The 22,395-nt window shown below is 67.5% G+C and carries 24 protein-coding genes; 14 read left to right on the forward strand and 10 right to left on the reverse strand.

Going from position 1 to position 22,395, the window contains the following annotated elements; genetic code table 11:
• Positions 1–62: 62 nt before the first annotated feature.
• From ABS761_RS08650 to ABS761_RS08660, 3 genes are all read left to right on the forward strand, one after another.
• On the forward strand, positions 63–614 hold the full coding sequence (locus ABS761_RS08650; protein ID WP_350407798.1) for a TRAP transporter small permease: 552 nt from the start codon (positions 63–65) through the stop codon (positions 612–614).
• The gene (locus tag ABS761_RS08655) at positions 614–1,918 is read left to right on the forward strand and encodes a TRAP transporter large permease (RefSeq protein WP_350407800.1); all 1,305 of its coding nucleotides are present in this window, start codon (positions 614–616) and stop codon (positions 1,916–1,918) included. The genes ABS761_RS08650 and ABS761_RS08655 overlap by 1 nt, the downstream gene beginning before the upstream one ends.
• Positions 1,919–2,023: 105 nt before the next feature.
• The gene (locus ABS761_RS08660; protein WP_350407801.1) at positions 2,024–2,593 is read left to right on the forward strand and encodes a DUF924 family protein; all 570 of its coding nucleotides are present in this window, start codon (positions 2,024–2,026) and stop codon (positions 2,591–2,593) included.
• Between the two features lies 1 nt (position 2,594).
• Here the strand turns inward: ABS761_RS08660 and ABS761_RS08665 are convergent, their stop codons facing one another.
• Positions 2,595–3,434 carry a DeoR/GlpR family DNA-binding transcription regulator gene (locus ABS761_RS08665; RefSeq protein WP_350407803.1) on the reverse strand — a complete coding sequence of 280 codons (840 nt, stop codon included), beginning with the start codon at positions 3,432–3,434 and terminating at the stop codon, positions 2,595–2,597.
• A gap of 61 nt (positions 3,435–3,495) precedes the next feature.
• Here ABS761_RS08665 and ABS761_RS08670 point away from each other — a divergent pair, with 61 nt between their 5' ends.
• The 5 genes from ABS761_RS08670 to ABS761_RS08690 all read left to right on the forward strand — a co-directional run bounded on the left by ABS761_RS08670 (position 3,496) and on the right by ABS761_RS08690 (position 8,013).
• Positions 3,496–4,152, forward strand: a complete 657-nt coding sequence (locus ABS761_RS08670) for a TIGR00725 family protein (RefSeq protein ID WP_350407804.1) — start codon at positions 3,496–3,498, stop codon at positions 4,150–4,152.
• Between the two features lie 74 nt (positions 4,153–4,226).
• Positions 4,227–5,000, forward strand: a complete 774-nt coding sequence (locus ABS761_RS08675; protein ID WP_350407806.1) for an ABC transporter permease — start codon at positions 4,227–4,229, stop codon at positions 4,998–5,000.
• A gap of 21 nt (positions 5,001–5,021) precedes the next feature.
• Complete coding sequence (locus tag ABS761_RS08680; RefSeq protein ID WP_350407808.1) at positions 5,022–6,083, forward strand: ABC transporter ATP-binding protein; 1,062 nt, start codon at positions 5,022–5,024, stop codon at positions 6,081–6,083.
• A 10-nt stretch (positions 6,084–6,093) separates the two neighbouring features.
• Positions 6,094–7,170 carry an extracellular solute-binding protein gene (locus tag ABS761_RS08685; RefSeq protein ID WP_502881401.1) on the forward strand — a complete coding sequence of 359 codons (1,077 nt, stop codon included), beginning with the start codon at positions 6,094–6,096 and terminating at the stop codon, positions 7,168–7,170.
• Between the two features lie 15 nt (positions 7,171–7,185).
• On the forward strand, positions 7,186–8,013 hold the full coding sequence (locus ABS761_RS08690; RefSeq protein ID WP_350407809.1) for an ABC transporter permease: 828 nt from the start codon (positions 7,186–7,188) through the stop codon (positions 8,011–8,013).
• 107 nt (positions 8,014–8,120) lie between these two features.
• Here ABS761_RS08690 and ABS761_RS08695 read toward each other — a convergent pair whose 3' ends face one another.
• Positions 8,121–8,876, reverse strand: coding sequence for an RES family NAD+ phosphorylase (locus ABS761_RS08695; protein WP_350407810.1), 756 nt, complete (start codon positions 8,874–8,876; stop codon positions 8,121–8,123).
• Positions 8,873–9,244: an MbcA/ParS/Xre antitoxin family protein gene (locus ABS761_RS08700; RefSeq protein ID WP_350407812.1), complete on the reverse strand. Its 372-nt coding sequence runs from the start codon at positions 9,242–9,244 to the stop codon at positions 8,873–8,875. The genes ABS761_RS08695 and ABS761_RS08700 overlap by 4 nt, the downstream gene beginning before the upstream one ends.
• A 164-nt stretch (positions 9,245–9,408) precedes the next feature.
• Here ABS761_RS08700 and ABS761_RS08705 point away from each other — a divergent pair, with 164 nt between their 5' ends.
• Positions 9,409–10,623 carry an MFS transporter gene (locus tag ABS761_RS08705; protein WP_350407813.1) on the forward strand — a complete coding sequence of 405 codons (1,215 nt, stop codon included), beginning with the start codon at positions 9,409–9,411 and terminating at the stop codon, positions 10,621–10,623.
• Positions 10,624–10,651: 28 nt separating this feature from the next.
• On the opposite strand, the gene clsB is transcribed toward ABS761_RS08705, so the two are convergent.
• From clsB to ABS761_RS08720, 3 genes are read right to left on the reverse strand one after another with little or no spacing between them, the layout of a single operon-like run.
• Complete coding sequence (gene clsB, locus ABS761_RS08710) at positions 10,652–11,887, reverse strand: cardiolipin synthase ClsB (RefSeq protein ID WP_350407815.1); 1,236 nt, start codon at positions 11,885–11,887, stop codon at positions 10,652–10,654.
• Between the two features lie 27 nt (positions 11,888–11,914).
• A complete protein-coding gene (locus ABS761_RS08715; RefSeq protein ID WP_350407817.1) occupies positions 11,915–12,235 on the reverse strand; it encodes a branched-chain amino acid transporter permease in 321 nt (106 codons plus the stop codon).
• Positions 12,232–12,921, reverse strand: a complete 690-nt coding sequence (locus ABS761_RS08720; RefSeq protein WP_350407819.1) for an AzlC family ABC transporter permease — start codon at positions 12,919–12,921, stop codon at positions 12,232–12,234. Before ABS761_RS08720 ends, ABS761_RS08715 begins: the two co-directional genes overlap by 4 nt.
• A gap of 158 nt (positions 12,922–13,079) precedes the next feature.
• On the opposite strand from ABS761_RS08720, the gene ABS761_RS08725 reads away from it, so the two are divergent.
• Positions 13,080–13,994 (forward strand): DMT family transporter, encoded by a 915-nt coding sequence (locus tag ABS761_RS08725; protein WP_350407820.1) that lies wholly within the window; start codon positions 13,080–13,082, stop codon positions 13,992–13,994.
• Positions 13,995–14,000: 6 nt separating this feature from the next.
• Here ABS761_RS08725 and ABS761_RS08730 read toward each other — a convergent pair whose 3' ends face one another.
• Positions 14,001–14,228, reverse strand: coding sequence for a hexameric tyrosine-coordinated heme protein (locus tag ABS761_RS08730; RefSeq protein WP_350407821.1), 228 nt, complete (start codon positions 14,226–14,228; stop codon positions 14,001–14,003).
• 96 nt (positions 14,229–14,324) lie between these two features.
• Positions 14,325–15,245 carry an EamA family transporter gene (locus ABS761_RS08735; RefSeq protein WP_350407823.1) on the reverse strand — a complete coding sequence of 307 codons (921 nt, stop codon included), beginning with the start codon at positions 15,243–15,245 and terminating at the stop codon, positions 14,325–14,327.
• Between the two features lie 123 nt (positions 15,246–15,368).
• Here ABS761_RS08735 and ABS761_RS08740 point away from each other — a divergent pair, with 123 nt between their 5' ends.
• Entirely contained in the window at positions 15,369–16,571 is a 1,203-nt protein-coding gene (locus tag ABS761_RS08740; protein WP_350407825.1) for a GGDEF domain-containing protein, read from the forward strand.
• On the opposite strand, the gene ABS761_RS08745 is transcribed toward ABS761_RS08740, so the two are convergent.
• Positions 16,530–17,333: a uracil-DNA glycosylase gene (locus ABS761_RS08745; RefSeq protein WP_350407826.1), complete on the reverse strand. Its 804-nt coding sequence runs from the start codon at positions 17,331–17,333 to the stop codon at positions 16,530–16,532. The genes ABS761_RS08740 and ABS761_RS08745 overlap by 42 nt on opposite strands.
• On the reverse strand, positions 17,330–18,790 hold the full coding sequence (locus ABS761_RS08750) for an aminotransferase-like domain-containing protein (protein ID WP_350407828.1): 1,461 nt from the start codon (positions 18,788–18,790) through the stop codon (positions 17,330–17,332). The genes ABS761_RS08745 and ABS761_RS08750 overlap by 4 nt, the downstream gene beginning before the upstream one ends.
• A gap of 126 nt (positions 18,791–18,916) precedes the next feature.
• On the opposite strand from ABS761_RS08750, the gene ABS761_RS08755 reads away from it, so the two are divergent.
• The 3 genes from ABS761_RS08755 to ABS761_RS08765 all read left to right on the forward strand — a co-directional run bounded on the left by ABS761_RS08755 (position 18,917) and on the right by ABS761_RS08765 (position 22,370).
• Positions 18,917–19,792 (forward strand): DMT family transporter, encoded by an 876-nt coding sequence (locus ABS761_RS08755; RefSeq protein ID WP_350407829.1) that lies wholly within the window; start codon positions 18,917–18,919, stop codon positions 19,790–19,792.
• Positions 19,793–19,864: 72 nt separating this feature from the next.
• The gene (locus tag ABS761_RS08760) at positions 19,865–20,257 is read left to right on the forward strand and encodes a DUF2946 family protein (protein ID WP_350407831.1); all 393 of its coding nucleotides are present in this window, start codon (positions 19,865–19,867) and stop codon (positions 20,255–20,257) included.
• Between the two features lie 88 nt (positions 20,258–20,345).
• Entirely contained in the window at positions 20,346–22,370 is a 2,025-nt protein-coding gene (locus ABS761_RS08765; RefSeq protein WP_350407832.1) for a TonB-dependent copper receptor, read from the forward strand.
• The last annotated feature ends 25 nt before the right edge of the window (positions 22,371–22,395 follow it).

The following is a 22,395-nucleotide window of genomic DNA, read 5'->3' on the forward strand; positions in this document are numbered from 1 at the left end:
TGCCGGCGCCGAGCGGGGGGCTCCCCCCGCTCGCAAGCCTCCCCAGGCAAAAGGACCGTGTGATGCGCAAGTTTCTGGATACCGTCTATCGGATCAGCGGCGGCTTGGCCGCTTTTTCTCTCGTCGGCATTACGGTCATCGTATTCGGCCAGGTCCTGCTGAACCTGATCGATTATGCGTCGATGGCCCTTTTCGGGGAAAGCTACGGCCTGCTGATTCCCTCGTATTCGCTGTTGTCCGGCTATGCGCTGGCCTTCGCCACCTTTTTGTCGCTGGGCTTGGGTTTTCGCCGGGCCTCGCACATCCGGGTGACGTTGGTCGAGTCGCGCCTGCCGCCCCGCGCCCGGCGCGCCACGCTGACGGTCGTGATGCTGATCGGGGTGGCCATGGGGCTGCTCTTCACCTATAGCCTGGGCGAGCTGGCCGTGCAGTCCTTCATGTGGGGCGATCGCGCCTCCGGCCTGTTGAGGATTCCGTTGTGGATTCCTCAATCGATGCTGTGCCTGGGCGCGCTCATGTTTCTGATCGCCGCGCTCGACACGTTGGTCGAGGTCCTGCGGCGCGGCGAGAGCGAGGCCTTGCGCATCGAGAGCCCTGCCGAGGAGGCGCTGTAATGTCCGACGCCATGATGTCCTTCATCCTCTTGGCCACGCTGTTCGGCGGCCTGGCGATCGGCCTGTGGGTGTCGGTTGCGCTGTTCATCACGGGCCTGGTCGGCGTGCTGCTGTTCTCCAGCGCTCCGCTCACCAATGTGCTGGCCACCAATATCTGGAGCTCGTCCTCCGAGTGGTCGCTGGCGGCCCTGCCCCTGTTCATCTGGATGGGCGAGATCCTGTTTCGCTCGCGCATGTCCAAGGACCTGTTCACGGGGCTGGCGCCGTGGATGCGCTCGATGCCCGGAGGCCTGGGCCACGTGGGCATCCTGGCCTCGGGCATCTTTGCGGCGGTGAGCGGCTCCTCGGCGGCGACCTGCGCCACCGTCGCCAAGGTGGCGGTGCCGGAACTCAAGGCGCGTGGCTACGACGAGAGCCTCGTGCTCGGCACCATCGCGGGCTCGGGCACCCTGGGCTTGCTGATCCCGCCGTCCATCATCCTGATCGTCTATGGCGTCGCGGCCGAGCAGTCGATCGCGCGCCTGTTCATTGCGGGCGTGCTGCCCGGCCTGCTGGTGATCGGCCTGTTCATGGCCTATGTCGCGATCTGGTCGGCGACCGGCCGGGTCAAGACGCCGCCCAAGGATCCCCCGCTGTCGTTCGGGCAAAAGCTCAAGGCCTCGCGGACCCTGCTGCCCGTGGCGCTGCTGATCGTCGGCGTGGTGGGGTCGATCTACCTGGGGCTGGCGAGCCCGACGGATTCGGCCGCGGTCGGGGTGGTCATTGCGCTGTTGATGAGCTGGTTGTTCGGCGACCTCAACTGGCAGACTTTCAAAGACGGGCTGATCTCGGCGACCCTGTCCTCCTCCATGATCGCGTTCATTCTGGCCGGCTCCGCGTTCCTGACCATCGCCATGGGCTATTCGGGCCTGCCCGCGACCATCGCGCGCTGGATCACCGACATCAACATGAGCCATTTCGCCCTGTTGGCGGCGCTGACCGTGTTCTTCATCGTGATGGGCTGTTTCCTGGACGGCATCTCGATCGTGGTGCTGACCACCGCGGTGCTGCTGCCGGCGGTTCAGGCGTCGGGCATCGATTCGATCTGGTTCGGCGTCTACCTGGTGCTGGTCGTCGAGATGGGGCAATTGACGCCCCCGGTGGGGTTGAACCTGTTCGTCTTGCAAGGGATGACGGGGCGTGACATCCTTTACATCTCGAAGGCGGCATTCCCGTTTTTCCTGATGCTGATCGCGGCCGTCGCGCTCGTGACGGCTTTCCCCGACATCGTCCTGAGCCTGCCCCGGATGATGTATGGCGGATAGTGCCGCATCCGGCTGTTTCCGGCGCCGCGGCGTTGTCCGGGGGAGGGCGGGTATCGGTCCGGGGCGCCGGGTACCCTTGGGGCGGATGATTCTGGAGGATGGACGATGAGCCAAGACCTGCAGGCCGATCGCGCAATGCCTCGCGACGCGCGGGAATTGCTGGATTTCTGGCGCGATGCGGGCCCGTCCCGGTGGTTCGCCAAGGACGAGGCCTTCGACGCGGCGTTCGCGGGCCGTTTCCGCGACGCGCATGACGCGGCGGCGCGGCTGGACCTCGAGAGCTGGGTCCTGCAGCCCGGGTCGGCGCTGGCCCTGATCCTGCTGCTGGATCAGTATCCGCGCAACGCTTTCCGCGGCACCGGCCATATGTTCGCCACCGATGGCCTGGCGCTGCGCTATGCGCGGCAGGCCCTGGCGGCCGATTTCCTGCCCCGTATCGAGCCGGCCCTGCGCAATTTCGTCTGCTTGCCATTCATGCATGCCGAGACCCTGCGCGTGCAGGAGGAATCCGTCGCCCTGTACACCGCGCAGGTGCCGGACTCGCTGTACTGGGCGATCGAGCACCATGCCATCATCCAGCGATTTGGACGCTTTCCCCATCGCAACGCCGTGCTGGGCAGGGACACCACACCCGAGGAACGACGGTTCCTCGATGAGGGCGGCTTCGCCGGTTGAGTCAGCCGCCCAGTGTGGCCGGCGGGGGGGGCGAGAGCGCGGCGGGCCGCGTTTCCCGGGCAAGGACGATTTCCACGCCCGCATCGCCCAGGACGCGTGCCAGCGCGGCCGGCGGGCGCAGGTCCGAGAGCAACTGCTCCAGGTCGCCGGCCTCGGCGAGCCGGATGCTCGCCTGGCGCCGGTACTTGCTGGCATCGACGATGCCCACCGTGGTCGCGGCGCGGGCCATCGCAGCACGCTTGACCAGCACCTTGTCCAGGTCGAAATCCATCGGCGCGCCATCGGCGTCGAAACCGGAGAACCCGATAAATGCGTAATCGAAGCTGAACTGTTCGATGAGCGCGATCGCCAGCGGGCCGACCAGGGCGCCGTCCCGGGTGCGCGCCGTGCCGCCAACCACGACCGTCTCAATCGTCGGGTGTCCGGCCAGAGCCAGGCCCACGTTGAGGTTTGGGGTGACGACGCGGCATTGGACCCGCAGCGGCAGCAGGCACTGGGCAAGGGCTTCGGCGGTGGTGCCCACATCGATGAAAACCGTCATCCTGTCGCCGATCCGGCGCGCGGCCTCGGCGGCGATCGCGCGCTTGGCCTCGATCGCGAGGTGGCGCTTGTCGTCGTAGTGGGGACGTTCCCGGCCATCGACGATGCCGGCGCCTCCGTGGAATCGTTTGAGCAGGCCGGCGCGATCCATGAGGATGATGTCGCGCCGGATGGTCTGGTGAGAGGTGTCGAACCGGCCGGCGAGGGCGTCGATGGTGGCGTAACCCTGCCGCGTGACGATCCTGAGGATCTTGGCCTGCCGTTCGTTCAGGCGGGCGGGTTCCGGGGAAGCATGTGGCATCGTGATGTAAGATAATTTACATTATGGGTATCCTCCCATCCTACCTCGTTTGGCGGTCGACATGAGCACTACACCCCTTTTCTGGTCGCGGCAGGCCCGTGCCTTGTATGCCGGCGGCGCCCTGCGCTTCGATCCCTGGGCCTGGCGCTGGGCGCCCGTGCGCGAGGAGGCGCCGGCGGACCTCCAGGCCGTGGATGCCTGCGGGGCCCTGCGTGAGCTCACGGGCATGGCGCGCCTGGTGCCGATCGCCGTGATCGGCCCGCGAGAGGCTTCGGAGTGGGAATATCGGACGGCCGAGGCGTTGGGCGCGGCGCTGGCGCGCCATGGCTTGCAGCTGCTGTGCGGCGGTCGCAACGGTGTCATGGAGGCGTCGGCCAAAGGTCATCTGCAGGCGGGTGGCCAGCCGATCGGCCTGCTGCCCGACAGCGACTGGCGCAGCGCCAATCCCTATGTCCGCATCCCGATCGCCACCGGCATTGGCAAATCGCGCAACGCCATCATCGCTCAGTCCTGTCCGGTGCTGATCGCGGTCGGCGGGGGCTATGGCACGATGTCCGAGATCGCCTTCGGCCTGCATTTTGACCATATGGTCCTGGCGCTGGGCGATGCGCCGAAGATGCCGGGCGTCGTCTTCTGCGAGTCGGTCGAGGAGGCCATCCGGCGCACCGCCGAGCACCTGCTGCGCACCGATTCCGAGGCGGATGCCGCCTTGTCATGAAGGTGACTTCCAGTGCGGCCATAATGTAAGTAATATGACACAAGCCCGGGGGCGGGCCGTGCGGATGCCATGCGATGCTGCTGATCACCTTTGCCTATCTGCTGTTCCTCGCCACGCCGATCGCGTTACTGTTCGTCGGCTCGTTCGGCGAGTCATGGAGCAATACGATATTGCCCCACGGTTTCACCGACCGGTGGTACCTCGAGGTGGCCGCCGATCCGAGCTTCCAGCGGGCCTTCGCGTCCAGCATCAAGGTCGTGGTCGCGACCTGTGTGCTCAATGTCCTGATCGGGCTGCCGCTGGCCTACGCGATCTATTCCAGCGCGCGGCGCGGGGTGCGGCTGGCGGCCAAGATCATGGCCCTGCTGCCGATCGCGGTGCCGGACCTGGTGCTGGGCTTCGGCTTCATCCTGGTGTTCTCGTCGGATGCCGCGCCGTGGCTGGGCAGCATCGGCCTGCTGATCGCCGCGCATGTCATTCTGACGCTGCCTTATACCGTCAACACCGTGCTGGCCGACATGCAGCAATTGCGGCTGCATGATTACGAGCAGGTCGCGGCCACCCTCAGCGCTCCGTTCTGGACACGCCTCAAGGACATCGTGCTGCCGCTGCTCGCCACCAGCGTGCTGTCCTCCTTGCTCATCGTCGCCGCCTTGTCCATCGGCGAGTTCCAGATTTCCAACCTCATCTCGGGCTTTCTGTCCCGTACCTATCCGGTCGTGCTGCTGCAGGCTTTCTACGGCGCCACGGGCTTCGCCTGCGCGGCGACGGTGGTGTTGCTGCTGTTGGCGATCCTGGCCTCCTGCGCCAGCTCGCTGACGGCCACCGCCTCCAGCCGGCGCGCTTGAGCCCAGACCCGGGAGCCCTTTATGCCCATCCAGTTCCGATCCATCGATTATCGCTACCCCGGCAGCGCCAATGGGGTGTCCGACATCGATCTGGCCATCGGCGACGGCGAGTTCCTGGCCGTCATCGGCCCCTCGGGCTCGGGCAAGACGACCCTGCTCAAGCTGCTGGCGGGGTTCGCCAGGCCCTCGGCCGGACGCATCATCGTGGACGGCCGGGACATCACCGACTTGCCGCCGGAAAAGCGCCGGCTCGGGGTGGTGTTCCAGTCCTACGGCCTCTTTCCCCACATGTCCGCGCTGGACAACGTGGCCTATCCCCTCAAGATCCGCGGGCAGGCCCGCGCCGAGCGCCGCGCGCGTGCCAAGGAGACGCTCGAGCGCGTCGGCCTCTCGCAATGGGCGCACAGCATGCCCGCGGCCATGTCCGGCGGCCAGCAGCAGCGGGTCGCGCTGGCCCGCGCGCTGGTGTTCTCGCCCAGCGCCCTCTTGCTGGACGAACCCTTGTCGGCCCTGGATGCCGCCTTGCGGGTCGAGATGCGCGAGGAAATCCTGCGCGTGCAGCGCGCGGCCAACATCGCCACGCTGCACATCACTCACGATCAGGAGGAGGCCCTGTCCATCGCCGACCGCATCGCCATCATGCGCGCCGGCCGGATCGTCCAGATCGGCACGCCCAAGGATCTCTACGACCGGCCGGTCAACCGCTGGGTCGCCTCGTTCATTGGTCAGGCCAACCTCTGGGAGGGGCGCATCGGCCCGGACCGGCGCAGCGTGCACACGCCCATCGGCGTGCTGGCCTGCGACGCGGGCGACCATCCGGCCGATGCGCCGGTGACGGTGCTGATCCGGCCGGAGGCCATATTGCCGGGCGAACTCGCCCCGGCGGGCGTCAATGTCCTGGGCGGCCAGGTGCGGTCCGACCGCTTCCTCGGGTCCGCCCGCCGCGTCGATCTCGCGGTGGGCGAGGGCCTCGTGCGCATAGACACCCATTCCAGGGCGCCTTTCGACACCATTGTGGTGCCGCCCAAATCAATTCGTTTGCTTCCCCCCGAGCCCGTCTCGGATTCCGTCAATTCCATCTAGGAGAACGAACGTGAACGCTTTTAAGATCGCCGGCACAGCTCTCACCGCTGCCCTATGCCTGGCCGCGGGTGCGGCCCACGCCTTCGAGGGGCCCGAGCTCTATCAGGGTGAAAAGGCCCTGTACGAGGCCGCCCAGAAGGAAGGCATGGTCGTGTCCTTCGACACCGGTCCGACCTGGGCCAACTGGAATGCGCAGTTCAATGCCTTCAAGAAACGTTATCCCGGCGTCGAGCTGGTCTACAACGACCTGGGGTCAGCGGCCACCGTCGTCGCGCTGGACAAGGCGCGCAACCGGCCGCAAGCCGACACGGCCTACTATTTCGCCGCCTCGGCCCTGGACGCGGTGTCCAAGGACGTGGTCGATGGCTTCAAGCCGGTCAATTTCGACAAGCTGCCCGAGACGTTGCGCGATCCGGACGGCAAGTGGTTCACCATTCACACGTTGAACGTCGCTTTCCTGGTGAACAAAAAGCTGGTCAAGGAGGTGCCGCAGTCGTGGCAGGATCTGCTCAAGCCCGAGTACAAGGGCTCGATCGTCTATCTGGATCCGCGTTCGACGGGCCAGGGGCAGGTCATCGTCCTGGCGGCCAATTTCGCCAATCAGGGCTCGATGGATGAGGTCAAGCCCGGCATCGACTATCTGGGCAAGCTCCAGGCGGCGGGCAACGTGCTGCGCGTGGTGGGCACCACCCCGTATGCGCAATTCCTCAAGGGCGAGATTCCCATCTGGATCGGCTACGAAAACGATGGCCTCAAGGCCAAGTACCTCGATGGCATGGGCGATGACGTGGCGGTGGTCGTGCCCAAGGATGGTTCGGCGGCCGCGCCCTATGCGATCAGCCTGGTCAAGAACGGTCCCAATCCGAACGCCGGCAAGCTCTGGCTGAACTACATCATGACCACGCCGGGTCAGGTGACCTTTGCGCAAGGCTTCGTGCGGCCGTCGGTGCCGGGCGTCGAGTTGCCCAAGGACGTGGCCGAGAAGCTGCCCGCGGCGCCTCAGATCAAGCCCATCGACATCGCCAAGGCCACGGCCCAGAAGGCGGCCATCGACCAGGGCTGGGCGCGCGCCGTGCTGAACCAGTAGGACGGGCCCGACGTCATGCGGCTCTCGCGGCGACGCTTCGCCCTGTTCACCCTGCCGGCGCTGGCGCTGTTCTGCCTGTTTTTCGTGCTGCCGGTCGCCTTGATCCTGGGCGAGGCCTTGTCGGACGAGAGTGCTTTTCCGAGGGCACTGTCCGATCCGCTGTTCCAGCGCGGGCTGTGGGGGACGGTGATTCTCGGGACCTTGACCCCGCTATTTTCGGTGCTTGTCGGATTCTGCGTCACCATGGGTCTGAACCGCATGCGGCCGGGGATGCGCACGGCGACGCTGTTCGCCATTTCCCTGCCGCTGACGTTTTCGGGCCTGATCGTAGCCTATGGCTTCATCCTCGGGTTCGGCCGCGCGGGCTTCATCACCCAACTGCTGGCCTTGGCGGGACTCGATCCGGCGGTGGTCGGCGCGCTGATCTACACGCCCGCGGGCCTGGGCTTTGCATATTCCTACTATTTGATACCCCGGGTCGTCATGATTCTGCTGCCCGCCGTGCGTAATTTCGATATGGTGCAGCTCTTGGTGGCGCAGTCACTGGGCGCCGGCCGCCTGCGCACCATCGTGGGGATCATGCTGCCGCAGATTTTCCCCAGTCTGGTCGCGGCCTTCTGCCTGACGGCGGCGGTGGCGATGGGGGCCTATGGCACCGCCTTGGCCCTGGTCGGCACCCAGCTCAACATCCTGCCGCTGCTGCTCTACAGCAAGATATCCGAGGCGGGTTCCGACTTGCCGGCGGCGGCGGCGATCTCTCTCGTGCTGATGGCCTTGTGCTGTATCGTGATCACGCTGGGCGAGTGGTTCGTGTCCTCGCGGGAAAAGCACGCGGCAAGGTGAGGGCGCCCTCGTGGGGCTTGCCCCGGCAGAGCAGGACGAGAGTGCGGCGGGTCGTGGCGTCGGCATGCGGCATGGCATTCCCCCGAAGGCTCGGCGATAAGCCGCCACTATGCGGGTGTCGGCAGTTGCCCGTTCACCAGGAAATCCCCGAGCCGGTACGAGATCACGTTGCGGGATCCTACTTGCTTGAACGATACCTCATGCGCACCCGTCTCGCATAGCCATGGGTGCATGTGCCGCGGTCGCCGCTGCGCCAGGGCCTGCGGCGCGAACAGGCCCGCGCACAGGCCGTGCGCCGGGTCGCGGGCGGACGGGTATTCGAACACCTGGACGCCCGCTGCGCGCATGGCGCCGCCCAAGGCCTGGGTGTCCGCGTAATCGCGCGGCTGGGTGATGCGCGTCCGGTGCCGGTCGAAGGGCGGCAGGTGCAGGCGCACGCCCCGATTGGTTTTATAGCCGACGGTAAATAGCGTGTGCTGGCTGTGGATTGTTTCCTTGGGTGGCGCGGCCTGCATCGAGTGCCGGAAGACGAATCGGTAATATGCGGATTCGGCCAGGGCGGCGCCCGCGCCCAGGCCGCCGTACAGGATGCCGGGCTCGTGCCGGCCGCCGAAGCGCGACCCCCAGGGCAGGGGAGGATAGCGGAAGGGTGTCCGCAGCAGATAGTGGTCGCCTTCGCCCCCCGAGCGGTAGGGCGGCTTGGAATCCTCGAGCATGGCCTCGAGCATGGCCTGTTCTTCGAGGGTATCGACGTAGCCCAGGGTGGCGATGTATTCCTGGCTTTCGACCAGGCGGTGCAGCATGCCCTGGATCGCGCCGATGTGCCGGGGCCCGTCGCAGTCCTCCCAGATGGGGGGGGTCACACCTTGCCCCGCAGCGCGTCCACACATTGCAGGACGGTCACCAAGCCCTGAATGCTTTCGATCTGTCGGGCGGGGGTGCCGCCCGTAAGGGTGTTGGGCGTGCGCATGAAGTGCTCGATCCACTGGGCGTCGCCCCCGGTCAGCGCGAACAGCGCGCGCGCCAGGCGGATCAGCAGCAGGGCCAGTTCGCCTTGCTTGGAATCGGGATCCAGAGAGGCGGACTGTTTCATGCGGCTGATGGCCGTGCGGTGGATGCCCAGCACCGCCGCGAGGTCGGCCTGGCGCAGGCCGAGCTGTGCGGCGGCCCTGAGCAGCGCCTTGGCCAGGACGGCGTCCGGTGAGGGGGCGATGTTTGGCAGAGCGGTCATGGAATTTGGATAGAAATGTTTGATACGCACATATTGTATTGTATATGTGCGAAATGAACAATTAGAACAAGAGGGTGCCGCGCTAAAAATATGCATTGCCGGTATCCTTCTGGTTTTCGTCGTCGCTCCGCGTGGGAACACGCGTTTTCCGGCCGAGGCCGATTTTGTCAAATATCGCATCCGCATCGCCGCTCGATCCCACCCCCGAACTCTCGCGGCGCGAGCAGCGCGGCAACATTTTTCGGCTCACTCTGGCCCAGGCGCTCGCCGGTGCGAATACGACCGTGATTTATGCCACCGGGGCGATCATCGGGAATATGCTCGCGCCGTCCAAGACGCTGGCCACTCTGCCCATTTCCATCTTTGTCGTCGGCATGGCGACTTGCATTCTGCCCACCGGTGCGATTGCGCGGCGTCACGGTCGGCGCGCGGCCTTCCTGGCCGGGACGGGATGCGGAGTGCTGGCCGGCCTGCTGGCGGCGGCCGCCGTCTTGCTGGGCTCGTTCTGGCTCTTTTGCCTGGCCACCTTTTTTGGCGGTGCCTATGCGGCCGTGGTGCTCTCCTTTCGCTTCGCCGCCGCCGATGGCGTATCACCGGCCTTGCGGGCCCGAGCGCTCTCTTTTGTGATGGGCGGCGGGGTCGCCGCGGGCGTCGTGGGGCCGCAGCTCGTCACGTACACCATGTATCTCTGGCCACCGCATCTGTTTGCCGCGACCTACCTCGTGCAGGCCGCGGTCGCCGTCCTCTCGGCCCTGGTGCTGCTGGGGGTGCGCCTGCCCATGCCGGCGCCGGGGCAAGCCGCCGGGGGGCGGCCGCTGGCGGTCATCGCACGTCAACCGAGATTCATCACCGCCGTGATGTGCGGCGCCGTGTCGTACATGTTGATGAATTTCCTCATGACGGCGGCGCCCCTGGCCATGCATTTATGTGGCCATTCCCAGGAGAACGCCAACCTGGGCCTGCAATGGCACGTGATCGCGATGTATGGGCCCAGTTTTTTCACCGGGCGGCTGATCACGCGTTTTGGCGCGGGGCGCATCGTGGCGGCCGGGTTGCTGCTGACCGGGTGCGCCACGGCGGTCGGCTTGACCGGCCTGGATGTGGCGCATTTCTGGCTGGCCTTGGTGCTGCTGGGCGTCGGCTGGAATTTCGGCTTTGTGGGGGCCTCCGCCATGGTGCTCGAATGCCATCGCCCCGAGGAAAAGACCCAGGTGCAGTCCTTTAACGATTTCATCGTCTTCGGCACGGTGGCGGTCGGCTCGTTTGCGTCGGGCGGTGTACTGGCGGCCTACGACTGGGACACCGTGCTGTGGGTTTCGTTCGTGCCCCTGGTCATGGTGGTGGCGGCGATCGCCGGCATCCGCTGGCGTCGCGCCTGAGCCGCGAGCCGCATCGGGGCGCGCCGGCTCAATACCGTGACGCCCGGCCCGTCAGCAGCACCCCGGCGCGCAGCGCCGCGTAGGCGAGGGTGTCGAGCAGGCGTTGCGCCCAGCCGCGCCGCCTCAGGGCCTCGGACTGGATGCGCCGCGAGTCGTGGGCGATGGCGTGGTCCAGCGCCTCGGACAAGGCCTGGGCGATCTCGGCGTCGTCGCTCAGGATGTTCGCCTCGCGCGCCAGCAACAAGCTGAAAGGGTCGAGGTTGGACGAGCCGATCATGACGTGGTCGTCGATCACCGCCACCTTGGCGTGCAGGAAGCTCGCCATGTATTCGTGCAGGACCAGGCCCTGGTCGAGGAAATCTTGGTAGGTGTAGCGGCCGGCCCGGTATTGCAGGGGATATTCGGGTTGCCCCTGCAGCAGCAGCTCGACGTGCACGCCGCGGCGGGCCGCGTCGGCCAGGGCCTTGCGCAGGCGGCGGCCGGGAAAGAAGTAGGCATTGGCGATGAGGACCCGGTGTCGCGCGCCGGCCAGCAACTGCAGGTAGGCGTTCTCGATGGTCTGGCGATGCAGCATGTTGTCGCGCAGCAGCAGCATGGCGCGCGAGGGGCCGGTCGCGGGCGCCGGCGAGGCGGCGCGCAGGCGTTTGTGCAGGCGCCGGACGAAATGCCGCACGCGGTCGTAGAACGCCCGCCAGTTGGCGCGCCGCCGCCAGGCCATGCGCAGCCACAGGGCGCCTTGGATCAAAGTGATGTCGCGTACGATGGGGCCGCTCAGGCGCAGGGCGAAGTCGAATCTTGGCAAGGGCGGGCCGGTATCGATGGGCAGGGTGTCGTAGTCGTCGATGATGTTGATCCCGCCGATAAAGGCCACGCGCCGGTCGATGACCGCGGTTTTGCGGTGCAGACGCCGCAAGCGCCGCGGACTGAGCCGCAGCAAGCGCATCAGTCCGGAGGGCTCGGGCCGGTAGATCCTCAGGTACACGCCCGTCTCGGCGCAGGCCTGCGCGAGGCGCCCGGTGGCCTCCTGGCTGCCGAATCCATCGATGACCAGGCGCACCTTGACGCCGCGGGCGCGGGCGCGCACGAGGTGCTCCAGGATCTTTTGCCCGGTCGGGTCCCAGGCAAAGATATACGTCTCGAGATGGATGCTGCGGCGTGCCTCATCGATGGCCGCGCACAGGGCGGGGAAGAACGCCTCGCCGCTGCGCAACAGGTCGAGCCGGTTGCCGTCGCGCCAGGGGATCTTTTGCAGAGGGTTTCTCATGCCGGCTTCGCGGCCGCGAAGCCGGCGTCAGAGGGTGCGCAGCAGGACATAGGCCGCGGTTCCCGCGACGATGCTCAGCAGGGTCTGGCGGGTGCGCCATTGCAAGGCCGTCACGATCGCCACGGCGACGAGCTCCTGCCAGAGGCCGTGCGGGTTGTCGCGCGCCGAACCGACCACGGCGTGCGCCAGCAGCAGGACCATGATGGACAGGGGCAGCGTGTCGCCCAATTTGCGGACCAGGGAGTGTCGGCGCAGCCAGCGTCCGGCCACGAAGGGCAGGGCCCGGAGGGCCGCCGTCACCGCGGCCATCGCCAGGATCGCGGCCAGGATGTAGCCCGGATCGATCATGAGGCTTCCTTGCGGTGCTTGGCCGGATCGGGCCGCAAGGCGCAGGCGAGCAGGCTCAGTGCGATGGCCAGGGCCAGGGCCTGGCCAGGGGCGATTGCATAGCCGATGGCGTAGGCCGCCAGCGCCAGCCAGATCGGGACGGCGTCGGCGCGTGCGCGCCACTGCTCGACGGCGAGGACCGCAAACAAGGAGGCCAGCACGAAATCCAGTCCGGCGAGCGTAACCTGCGCCCGAGCGCCAGCCAGGGCGCCCAGCGTGGTGCCCAGCACCCACCAGCCCTGGTTCAGTGCGGTGACAAGGGCCATGCGCCGGGCGCTCACGTCCGACGGCAGGGCGGTCAGCACGGAATAGGTTTCGTCCGTCAGGCCGAAGACCGCGTACCAGCGCTGCCAGCGCTTGGCCGGCATGCTGTTGAGCAGCGACAGGCCGTAGAAGGCATGGCGCAGGTTCAGCACGAATGTGGCGAGCGCGATCGCGCCGACCGAGGCGCCCGCCGCCAGCATCGGGATCATCATGAATTGCGCGGCGCCGGCGTAGACCAGCAGGCTGGACAGGATGGCCAGCCAAGCGGCGCCGCCCGCCTGCACGAACAGGAAGCCGAACACGGCTCCCAGGGGAATGTAGCCCATGGCCACCGGCGCGGTCAGGCTGGCGATGGAGTGGTGGGCAGACGTGGATCGGGACATGGCGGGGGATGCCTGCGGCACGGTGGGAATCGAGGGTCTTCGGCGACCCCGCCGGGGCCGTCGAAGACCCGATTGTATGCCAAGGCTCGGCCTCGCCGCCCCTCTGTGCGGCTGAAATCGGTTTAGACTGGAACGCTTCCCGCAAGGAGTGGCAAGAAATGGTGGACGATCGAATCCGGCGTGGCTCGCTGGAAATGACCGTGGCCATGGTGATCTCGGGCACCATTGGCTGGTTGGTGATGCTATCGGGGCAGCCCGTCCTCGAGGTCGTGTTCTGGCGCTGCGTGTTCGGGGCCGCGACTTTGTGGCTGATCTGCTGGCGCATGGGGCTGCTGCGCCTGCGCGGTGCGGGCCTGGCCGCCCTGGGGCTGGCGGTGGCGAGCGGCGCCGCCATCGTGGGCAATTGGCTGCTGCTGTTTGCCGCCTATTCCCGGGCTTCGATCGGGATCGCCACCGCGGTCTACAACACCCAGCCTTTCATGCTGGTGGCGCTGGGGGCGCTGTTCCTGGGCGAGCGCATCACGCTGGATAAAGTGCTATGGCTGGCCCTGGCCTTTGTCGGGATGCTGGCCATCACGCAGGCGCACGATACCCCGGTCTATGGGCAGGCGGGCGGCTATCTGGCGGGCATCGGCCTGTCCCTGGCGGCTGCGTTCCTGTATGCCTTGGCGGCGTTGTGGGTCAAGCAATTGACCCTGATCCCCCATCTGATCGCCTTGATCCAAGTGTGCGTCGGAATCGCGATGCTGGCGCCCTTTGCGCATCCGGCGGCGCTTGGCGCACAGCCGCTCTCGGCCTGGGCGAGCCTGCTGGTGCTGGGCGTGGTGAACACGGGTGTGATGTACGTGCTGCTGTACGGCGGGATCCAGAAATTACCCACGACGCTGACCGGCGCGCTGTCCTTCATTTACCCGGTGGTGGCGATTCTGGTGGACTGGGCCGCCTTTGGCCATCGGCTGCAGTGGCCTCAGTGGATCGGCGTCGCGGCCATCCTGGTCGCCGCGGCCGGCATGCGCCTGGGGTGGTCGTGGCCCCGGCGCGGTCGTGGCCGGCCGGGCGCCACCCGGCCCTAGCGCCCCTTATTTCCAGTATCCGTTGGCCGCCGCGATGGTCTGGAAGTTCGTGGCGACGACTTGCGACGAGGCGATCAAGGCATCGGCGTCTTCGCCATACACGGACCGCAGCTTGTCGCGGACCTCGGCCGACGGCTGAGTGTACTTGACGCCCATGCGCGCGAGCTTGATCGCCAGTTCGAATCCTTCCTGAGGCGTTGCGGTGATCAGGGTGGTGAGCCAGGTGTCGGCCATGGGGTGTCCTCCGGTTTGAGTTGGACCCGCCAGCATGGCATGAAAGCGATCGGGCTTGCCGCTAAGGCCACACGGTGAGTGTGGTCTTGCGGTGCCTCAACGTTTTTTCGAGTAGGCGAGGGCGACGATGCAGCCGAGGACGATGGCGCCGCCGATCAACTGGCGGCCGTTGAAGAACTGATTCAAGAGGAGCCAGCCCATGATGAGGCTGGCGACGGGCTCGATATTCATCACCGGCGCGTTGCGCGCCATGTCGAGCCGGGGGATCGAGATGAACAGCAGCGAGAACGCCGTGGTGTACAGGATGGACAGGGCTGCCAGCGCCAGCCAGCCCGTGCCGCTGGCCGGCGTGTCCATGCCGCCGGGCAAGACGCCGGCAACGCCCGCCGCGACCATGCTGCTGAACACGATCAGGATGGTGTAGAGGCTGCGCACCGGCCCGGCCAGCGTCGAGAGGCGATGCTCGGTGATCCAGACCCCGACCGCAAAGAAGCTGGCGCCCCCGAAGCCAAACAGTATGCCCGGCACCCAGTCTGGCCCCATGTCCTGATCCGAGGCGATCCAGGCGGGCAGATCGAGCACCAGGACCAGCCCGATCAGGATGATGCCCATCAACAGGCTCGCGCGGCGGGTGGGCGGCTGGCCGCCCAGCGCCCAGGTCAGCAGGGCCAGCATGATCGGGAACAGGTTGCCGATCAGCAGGGCGAGCGCCACGGGGATGCGGGCGACGGCGGAATACAGGCACAGGCTCTGCAGGGCGATCAGCAGGCCGAGGACCAATTGCCAGCGGCCCAGTCCGGCGGGCAGGCGCAGCGAACCTCGTTGCCAGAGGACCAGGCCCACCAGCGTCAGCAGGCTCAGCCCCGAGCGGCACATGAGCGCCAGCAGCAGGCCGGTCCCGTCGTCGAATGCGATGCGTGCCGCGATGTGATTGGTGGCGAACGTGCAGCCGATGAACAGCAGCATCCCGACCGCCAGGTGGCGCGGCAAATGGTCGGGTCGAGCGGATGACGGCATGGGACGGTCGAGCGGCTGGATAAAAAGCGAGTGTATCAGTTGTCCGACGCCCCGCCGTCCGCGATGACCGCCGCTCGAGGGCTTTCAGCTATATTGTGGGCATACATTCAGGGATGCGCCCGCATGCGGAATTTTGATGCTCCAACCCTGGTCGTCGTCGACGCCTATGTGCTGGCGTTGCTCGGCGCCTTGCTGCTGGTGTCGGCGTTCCAGGGGCAGCGCGAGAAGGCGCTCCTCTTCACGGCGTTCGGCGCGCTGCTGAGCGCGTTCGGCCTGCTCCTGAGCCTTCTGCGCACGGATCCGGATCTGAACGCTTTTGCCGTGGCCGCCAGCAATGCGGTATTGATCCTCAGCCATGCCATGGTATGGGCGGCCTTTCGCGCGTTTTCCAGGCATCGGCAGCGACCGGCCTGGATGCTGGCGGGCAGCCTGACCTGGATCGTGCTGTCGCTGTGGCCGCTGTTCCAGGATTCCGCCGCCGTCCGCATCGGATTCTATTCCGTGCTGTGTGATGCGTACCTGGGACTGGCACTGTGGGAGGTCTGGCGCCTGCGCCGCCAGAGCGCGTTCGGCGTGCTGCCGGCGCTGGTTGTGCTCGGCCTGCAGATGTTGTTCTACCTCTATCGCATGGTGGTGGAACGGGTGCCGCCCATCCTGGGCGTGGATCAGTCCGGATTCGCCCTGACGATGTTCGAGAGCATCTTGTTCGCGATCAGCCTGTCGTTCGTCATCCTCATGATGGTGCGTGAGCGCGCCGAGCGGCAGTTCCGGCACGCGGCCCTGCACGACGACCTGACGGGCCTGCACAATCGGCGCGCGTTCTTCGCCCGGGCGGCCGGGGTGCTGGCCAAGACGCGCAGCCGGCGGCGGGATGCCGTCGTGCTGATGTGCGATCTGGATTGGTTCAAGCGCATCAATGACGAATGCGGCCATGTGGCCGGCGACCGGGTCTTGGCGATGTTCGGCGATGCATTGCGGGAATTGGTCGAGCCCGGCGATCTGTGCGCCCGGATCGGCGGCGAGGAGTTCGTCATCCTGGCGCCCGAGATGGATCTGGACCAGGGGGCGGCGCTGGGCGACCGCATCCGCGGCCGTCTGGCCGAGCAGTCGACCGAGGTCCTGGGATGCCTGAGCGTCAGCATCGGCATCGCCTCGGCCGCCGACGCGGACTATGACCTGGACCGCCTGCTGATGCGGGCCGACGAGGCCCTGTATGGCGCCAAGGCCGCCGGACGCGATTGCGTCATGGCCTGGACGGGGCCCGCCGAGAGGCCCGCCGTGTCGCTATCCTCCGTAGCCGGGGGCGGCGGCGGTCGTCTTGCCTAGCATCCAGTCGATGCCGGTCTCGCCGTGCGCCCGCAGCCACTCGTTGGCCGACTGGAAATGGCCGCAGCCGATGAACGGTCGCGGCGGGCGCAGGGCCGAGAGAGGCGAGGGGTGGTTGGCGCGCAGGATCTGCACCGGGCCGTGCGCGGGCTGGGTGTCGAGCAGGGCCTGGCGCGCCTGTGCGTGCGAGCCCCACAGCAACAGCACCTTGGGGCGGGCCTCGCGCAGCACGCGCATGATGAGGGCGTCGGTGATGTGCTCCCAGCCCAGGCGGGCGTGCGAGGCGGGCTTGTGCGCCTCGACGGTCAGCGAGGTGTTCAATAGCAGCGCGCCCTGACGCGCCCAGCGCACGAGGCTGTTGCGCTGGGGCGCGGCCGGCTCGCCATATTCCAGCGCCAGTTCCTTGAACATATTGCGCAGGCTGGGCGGCGTCGGGCAGAAGTCCGGCACCGAAAAGGCCAGGCCCTGGGCCTGGTTCGGCCCATGGTATGGATCCTGGCCGACGATCACGACCTGGACGTCCTCGGGCGGAATCTCGATCAGGGCGCGAAACGGGCGCAGCGGAAAGATCTGGGCGCCCTGCGCCAATCGTTCCTCGAGCATGCGGTCGAGCTTGCCGAGAATGGCTTGCAGGTGCGGCGCCGCAAGGGCGTCGCGCCAGGGGTCAGGCAGGTCGCGCGCCTGCGCCAGCAGTCCGCCGCGAAAGGCGTTCTGGGCGAGGCCGTCGTCCGGGCGGGGCGCGGAATCCGGGGTGGGGTTCATGGTCGAAGGGCTTTGTGCGAGGCGGGATCGGTGTGCAGTGGTTCCTGGGAAATTGTAGTCGCGCGCGCCAGGGCCTGCTCCAGCATGCCCGGCAGCCTCGGGTCGGACATTTGCGAGGCGTTGAAACGCATCATGCGACCGGCGGACTGCGCAAGGCTGAAGACATTGCCCGGCGCCAGCACCAGTCCCTCGCCCAGCGCCTGGCGCGCCATGGCCGTGCCGTCCACGCCCTCGGGCAGGCGACACCACAGGAACATTCCTCCGCGCGGCACCAGCCAGGGCGTGATGCCGAGCCTGGCGAGCAGGTCGGCCGCCCGATGCATGGCTTGCGCCAGGCGCTGGCGCAGGGACTCGGTGTGGCGGCGGTAGGCGCCGTCGCTCAGCATGGACAGCACCAAGGCCTGCGACAGGCCGGCGCCCGAGAACGCCGTGGCGATGCGCAGGTCGGCCAGGGCCTGGACCCAGTCCGGTCGTCCCGCGATGTAGCCGCAGCGTGCCGAGGCCGACAGTGTTTTCGAAAAACTGCCGACCTGCACCACTCGATCGAGTCCGTCGAAGGTGGCGAGGCGGGCGGATGGGACGGCCTCGAAATCAGCGAAGATATCGTCCTCGACGATGACCAGGTCGTGGGCCTGGGCCAGTTTCAGCAGCCGGTGGGCGACGATCGGCGACAGGGTCGCGCCGGTGGGATTGTGCAGGCCGGAATTGGTGAGATAGAGGCGCGGCGTGTGTTCGGCGAGGGCCTGGGCGAAGCGCTGCAGGTCCGGGCCGTCGGGTGTGTAGGGCACGCTGATCGCCCGGACCTGGTGCGCCCGCAGCAGGGCGAGAAAGTTGAAGTAGCAGGGATCGTCCACCAGGACGGTGTCGCCCGGCTTGACGAGGAATCGGCACAGCAGGTCCATGGCCTGGGTGCCCGAGTCGGTCAACAGGATCTGATCCGGGCGCGTGTCCGCGCCTCGTTCCCGCAGGCGCTGGGCGAGGCGCTGGCGCAGGGCCGGCAGGCCCAGCGGTGGCGCGTAGTCGCTCAGGGCCGGGGCGGGCGCGCGGGCCGCGGCGCGCAAGGCGCGGCGCACGGCATCCTGCGGCATCCATTCGGCGGGCAGCCAGCCGCAGCCGGGCTTGAGCGAGCGGGCGCCCGTTTCGAGAGACTGCCGCGAGACCCACAGCGGGTCGACCTCGCGGTCCAGCCGGGGGCCGATATCCGCCAGGGTCAGGGGCGCAAGGTGGCCGGCGACGTAAAATCCCGATCCGGGGCGCGAGCGGATCGTGCCATCGGCCGCCAGCCGGTCGTAGGCCTCGACGACGGTGGATTTCGAGACCCGCAGGCTGTCGGCCATGGCCCGCAGCGACGGCAGGCGCGCGCCGGGGACCAGCTTGCGCGCGGTGATGCCCTGGCGCACCGCCTGCATGACGCGTTCAGTTTGCCCGGGCAGGGTTGGAGTCGCGAGGAGGCTCATCCGTATGGTTATTTATAGCAGTACAGTTTCTGATTATCGTACTGACTGTATCTGGAAACCCACGGCCTGTCGAGCGATGATGGGTTCGCGGCCATCCGGTCGCGCGCGGGATGGGCGGGATCGATCATGGATGAAACAACCAAAGGCTGGCTCAACGGATTCGTGGGCATGGCCATTTTCAGCGGCTCGCTGCCCGCCACGCGGGTGGCGGTGCTGAGCTTCGACCCGTTCTTCGTGACGGTGGCGCGGGCCGTCATCGCCGGACTGCTCGCGCTGGCCGTTCTGCTGGCGCTGCGCGTCCCGCGCCCCGACTGGCGCGATGTATGGACGCTGTTTCTCGTGGCCCTGGGGGTGGTGGTGGGCTTCCCGCTGTTCTCGGCCATGGCCCTGCAGACCATTACGTCGGCGCATTCGCTGGTCTTTGTCGGTCTGCTGCCGCTGGCGACCGCGGTGTTCGGTACCCTGCGCGTCGGTGAGCGTCCCTCGCCGGCCTTCTGGGGTTTCGCCGTCGTGGGTGCCGTGGGGGTGGCCGGCTTTGCGCTCAGTCAGGACCTGTCGGCGTCGCTCGGGGCCGACCTGCTGATGCTGGCCGCCATCATCACCTGCGCCTACGGCTATGCCGAGGGCGCCCGCCTCGCCCGGCGTCTGGGTGGCTGGCAGGTGATCTGCTGGGTGCTGGTGGTGTCGCTGCCCTTCAGTTTGCCCTTGAGCATCCCCCTGCGGCCCGCCACGTGGGCGGGCATCGGCTGGCCCGCCTGGCTCGGCCTGGCCTATGTCTCCGTATTCAGCATGCTGGTGGGCTTCATGTTCTGGTATCGCGGCCTGGCTCAGGGCGGCATCGCGGCCGTGGGCCAGCTTCAGTTGCTGCAGCCCTTCCTGGGTCTGTTGCTGGCGGCCGCATTGCTGGGCGAGGCGGTCACCTGGCCGATGCTGGCGGTGACGGTCCTGGTCGTGGCCTGCGTGGCGGGGGCCAAGCATCATGCCGCGCGCGTGCCGGCCTGACGTCTGATGCGCCCGCCGTTACGTTGACGCGCGTCAAACCGGCCGCTGGGGGTCGTGGGTAGAATCCCCGCCATGAGACACATGGGCTGGCGTGCGCGCGGCATTCATTGGCTGCTGGTTCTGGGCATTTGGCTCCAGGGCCTCGGGCCCGTGCTCGCGCATCCTGCGCCGGCCGGCGTGCTCGACGGTGTGCAGCTCGTGGCCTGCACGCCGGCCGGCATGGTGCTCGTGGAATTGTCGCCCGGCGAGTCCGATCCCGGGCGGCTTGGCGCGCATCGGCATGGGCACTGCCTGCTGTGCGCGACCACGCCGGCGCTGCCGGCCGCCACTGGTTCCGGCGCAGCCCTGCCGGTGGCGCCGTGGGCCCAGCCCCTGCTGCCGGTCGCCACGCCGGTGGGCGGCGGCCATCGTGTCGCGGCCTGGACCCGGCCGCCGGTGCGCAGCCCCCCGACGCATTGTCGCTGAAACCCTGATTCCTTCAATCCGCAACCGCTCAGGCCCGGCCTCGAGCGGCGACGGATGTCGTCTGGACATTTCACACAATGAGTCCCGTATGAAAAAGATAAGATCATGGGTGGCCGCCATTCCCGGCACCCTCCTCTCGATCGGCTTACCTGCGATTTCGCATGCCCAGGCAATCCGGACCCTCGAATCCGTGGTCGTGACCACCCCCGCGTCCGAGGCGCCGCTGGTAGTCCGCACCGACCCCAAGGCGCCGCGGCAACCCGTGCCCGCGCATGACGGCGCGGATTTCCTCAAAAGCATTCCCGGGTTCTCGGTGATCCGCAAGGGCGGCACCGACGGCGATCCGGTGTTTCGCGGTTTTTCCGGCTCGCGGCTCGGGATTCTCCTCGACGGCCAGGAAATCTACGGCGGTTGCGGTGGGCGGATGGATCCGCCCACCGCCTATGTCTATCCCGAGTCCTATGATCGCGTGACGGTGCTGAAGGGACCGCAGAGTGTGCGTTACGGCGCGGGCCAGTCCGCAGGCGTGGTACTGTTCGAGCGTGAAACCGAGCGCATGCCGGTGTTCGGCTGGCGCGCCGCCGGCAGCCTGACGCTGGGCGGATTCGGGCGCAATGACCAGATGGCCGACGTGCTCGTGGGCGGCCCGCAGGCGTATGTCCGGGCCGGCGGCACGCGGGCCCAGGCCGACGACTACGAGGACGGCGACGGCCGCCGCATCCACTCGGAATATCTGCGCTGGAGCAGCCACGCGGCCATCGGCCTGACCCCGGACGACCGCACGCGCATCGAACTGTCGGCCGCGCTGAGCGATGGCCGTGCGGCTTACGCCGATCGCGCCATGGATGGCACGAAATTCCGGCGTGAGAACGTGTCCCTGCTGTTCGAGAAAAAACGCCTCGGCGGCCTGGTGGACGAGATCGAGGCCCGCGTCTACCGCAACGATGTCGATCACGTGATGGACAATTACAGCCTGCGCCCGGCCCGGCCGGGGATGTACAACGTCATGAATCCCGATCGCAAAACCACCGGGGGGCGGCTGAGCGCGACCCTGCGCCCGGCCGAGACCTGGGATCTGGTCCTGGGGGCGGACGCCAAGCGTGACGTGCATCGTGCGCGCGGCGCCATGCGGCAGGCTGATGCGGTCGCCGCCGATGCCGCCTACCGGGCCGCTCCCCGCGTCGAGGACATGCGTTTCGAGCAGCGCGGCGTATTCCTCGAGAGCACCTGGCATGCCAGCGAGGCGAGCCGGCTGGTGGGCGGCCTGCGGCTCGATTGGCATGAGGCCGAGGACAAGCGGGCCCCGGCGGCCTCCGCCACTGCGGGCCGCACGGACAGGCGTACGCTGACCAGCGGCTTCCTGCGCCACGAGCGTGATTTCGGCGTGGGGGGCACGTGGTACGCCGGCATCGGCCATGCCGAGCGCTTCCCAGATTACTGGGAGCGCATGAAGGCGAGCCCGGACGGCGGCAACAGTGCCTTTTTGTCCACCAAGCCCGAAAAAACCACGCAGCTCGATGTGGGCGCCAGTTGGCGCAGCGGCCCCTTCGGCCTGTCGGCCGCCGCCTTCTATGGCAGGATCGATGACTACATCCTCATCAATTGGGATCTGGGCCGGACCCGTAACGTGGATGCGGTTGTCATGGGCGGGGAGCTCGATGCCTCCTGGCAGTTTTCCACGGCGTGGCAAGGGGTCGCGAGCCTGGCTTATGTGCGCGGCGAAAACCGGACCGACGACAAGCCGCTCGCGCAGCAGCCGCCGCTCGAGGCGCGCCTGGGCCTGAACTATGCCCAGGGGGATTACTCCGCCGGAGTGCTGTGGCGGCTCGCCGCCTCCCAGAACCGCTACGACAAAGGTTCCGGAAACATCGTCGCCAACGGCAAGGACATCGGGCCCAGCGCCGGCTTCGGCGTGCTGTCCCTGAACGCCGGCTGGCGCCCGGTCAAATCCGTGCTCCTCACCGCCGGCGTGGACAATGTCCTGGACAAAACCTATGCCGAGCACCTGTCGAAGACCGGCACCTCGATCGGGGTCGACGTCTTTCCCACCGACACCCGGATCAACGAGCCGGGCCGGGTCTTTTGGCTGAAGGCGCAGATCGCACTGGATTGAGCCCGCGCCGTGCCCAGGGCCCTGG

The sequence above is a fragment of the Castellaniella sp. GW247-6E4 genome, from assembly GCF_040276065.1.
Classification (GTDB): Bacteria; Pseudomonadota; Gammaproteobacteria; order Burkholderiales; family Burkholderiaceae_B; genus Castellaniella.

Excerpts from the sequence above, each read along its gene's own strand:
- ABS761_RS08755 (WP_350407829.1), top strand. The coding sequence starts at position 18,917 with ATGGATGAAACAACCAAAGGCTGGCTCAACGGATTCGTGGGCATGGCC.
- ABS761_RS08740 (WP_350407825.1), top strand. The coding sequence starts at position 15,369 with ATGCGGAATTTTGATGCTCCAACCCTGGTCGTCGTCGACGCCTATGTG.
- ABS761_RS08750 (WP_350407828.1), bottom strand. The coding sequence starts at position 18,790 with ATGAGCCTCCTCGCGACTCCAACCCTGCCCGGGCAAACTGAACGCGTC.
- ABS761_RS08745 (WP_350407826.1), bottom strand. The coding sequence starts at position 17,333 with ATGAACCCCACCCCGGATTCCGCGCCCCGCCCGGACGACGGCCTCGCC.
- ABS761_RS08670 (WP_350407804.1), top strand. The coding sequence starts at position 3,496 with ATGAGCACTACACCCCTTTTCTGGTCGCGGCAGGCCCGTGCCTTGTAT.
- ABS761_RS08735 (WP_350407823.1), bottom strand. The coding sequence starts at position 15,245 with ATGCCGTCATCCGCTCGACCCGACCATTTGCCGCGCCACCTGGCGGTC.
- ABS761_RS08680 (WP_350407808.1), top strand. The coding sequence starts at position 5,022 with ATGCCCATCCAGTTCCGATCCATCGATTATCGCTACCCCGGCAGCGCC.
- ABS761_RS08725 (WP_350407820.1), top strand. The coding sequence starts at position 13,080 with ATGGTGGACGATCGAATCCGGCGTGGCTCGCTGGAAATGACCGTGGCC.
- ABS761_RS08690 (WP_350407809.1), top strand. The coding sequence starts at position 7,186 with ATGCGGCTCTCGCGGCGACGCTTCGCCCTGTTCACCCTGCCGGCGCTG.
- ABS761_RS08660 (WP_350407801.1), top strand. The coding sequence starts at position 2,024 with ATGAGCCAAGACCTGCAGGCCGATCGCGCAATGCCTCGCGACGCGCGG.
- ABS761_RS08700 (WP_350407812.1), bottom strand. The coding sequence starts at position 9,244 with ATGACCGCTCTGCCAAACATCGCCCCCTCACCGGACGCCGTCCTGGCC.
- ABS761_RS08765 (WP_350407832.1), top strand. The coding sequence starts at position 20,346 with ATGAAAAAGATAAGATCATGGGTGGCCGCCATTCCCGGCACCCTCCTC.
- ABS761_RS08655 (WP_350407800.1), top strand. The coding sequence starts at position 614 with ATGTCCGACGCCATGATGTCCTTCATCCTCTTGGCCACGCTGTTCGGC.
- ABS761_RS08650 (WP_350407798.1), top strand. The coding sequence starts at position 63 with ATGCGCAAGTTTCTGGATACCGTCTATCGGATCAGCGGCGGCTTGGCC.
- ABS761_RS08715 (WP_350407817.1), bottom strand. The coding sequence starts at position 12,235 with ATGATCGATCCGGGCTACATCCTGGCCGCGATCCTGGCGATGGCCGCG.
- ABS761_RS08760 (WP_350407831.1), top strand. The coding sequence starts at position 19,865 with ATGAGACACATGGGCTGGCGTGCGCGCGGCATTCATTGGCTGCTGGTT.
- ABS761_RS08720 (WP_350407819.1), bottom strand. The coding sequence starts at position 12,921 with ATGTCCCGATCCACGTCTGCCCACCACTCCATCGCCAGCCTGACCGCG.
- ABS761_RS08675 (WP_350407806.1), top strand. The coding sequence starts at position 4,227 with ATGCTGCTGATCACCTTTGCCTATCTGCTGTTCCTCGCCACGCCGATC.
- ABS761_RS08665 (WP_350407803.1), bottom strand. The coding sequence starts at position 3,434 with ATGCCACATGCTTCCCCGGAACCCGCCCGCCTGAACGAACGGCAGGCC.
- clsB (WP_350407815.1), bottom strand. The coding sequence starts at position 11,887 with ATGAGAAACCCTCTGCAAAAGATCCCCTGGCGCGACGGCAACCGGCTC.
- ABS761_RS08730 (WP_350407821.1), bottom strand. The coding sequence starts at position 14,228 with ATGGCCGACACCTGGCTCACCACCCTGATCACCGCAACGCCTCAGGAA.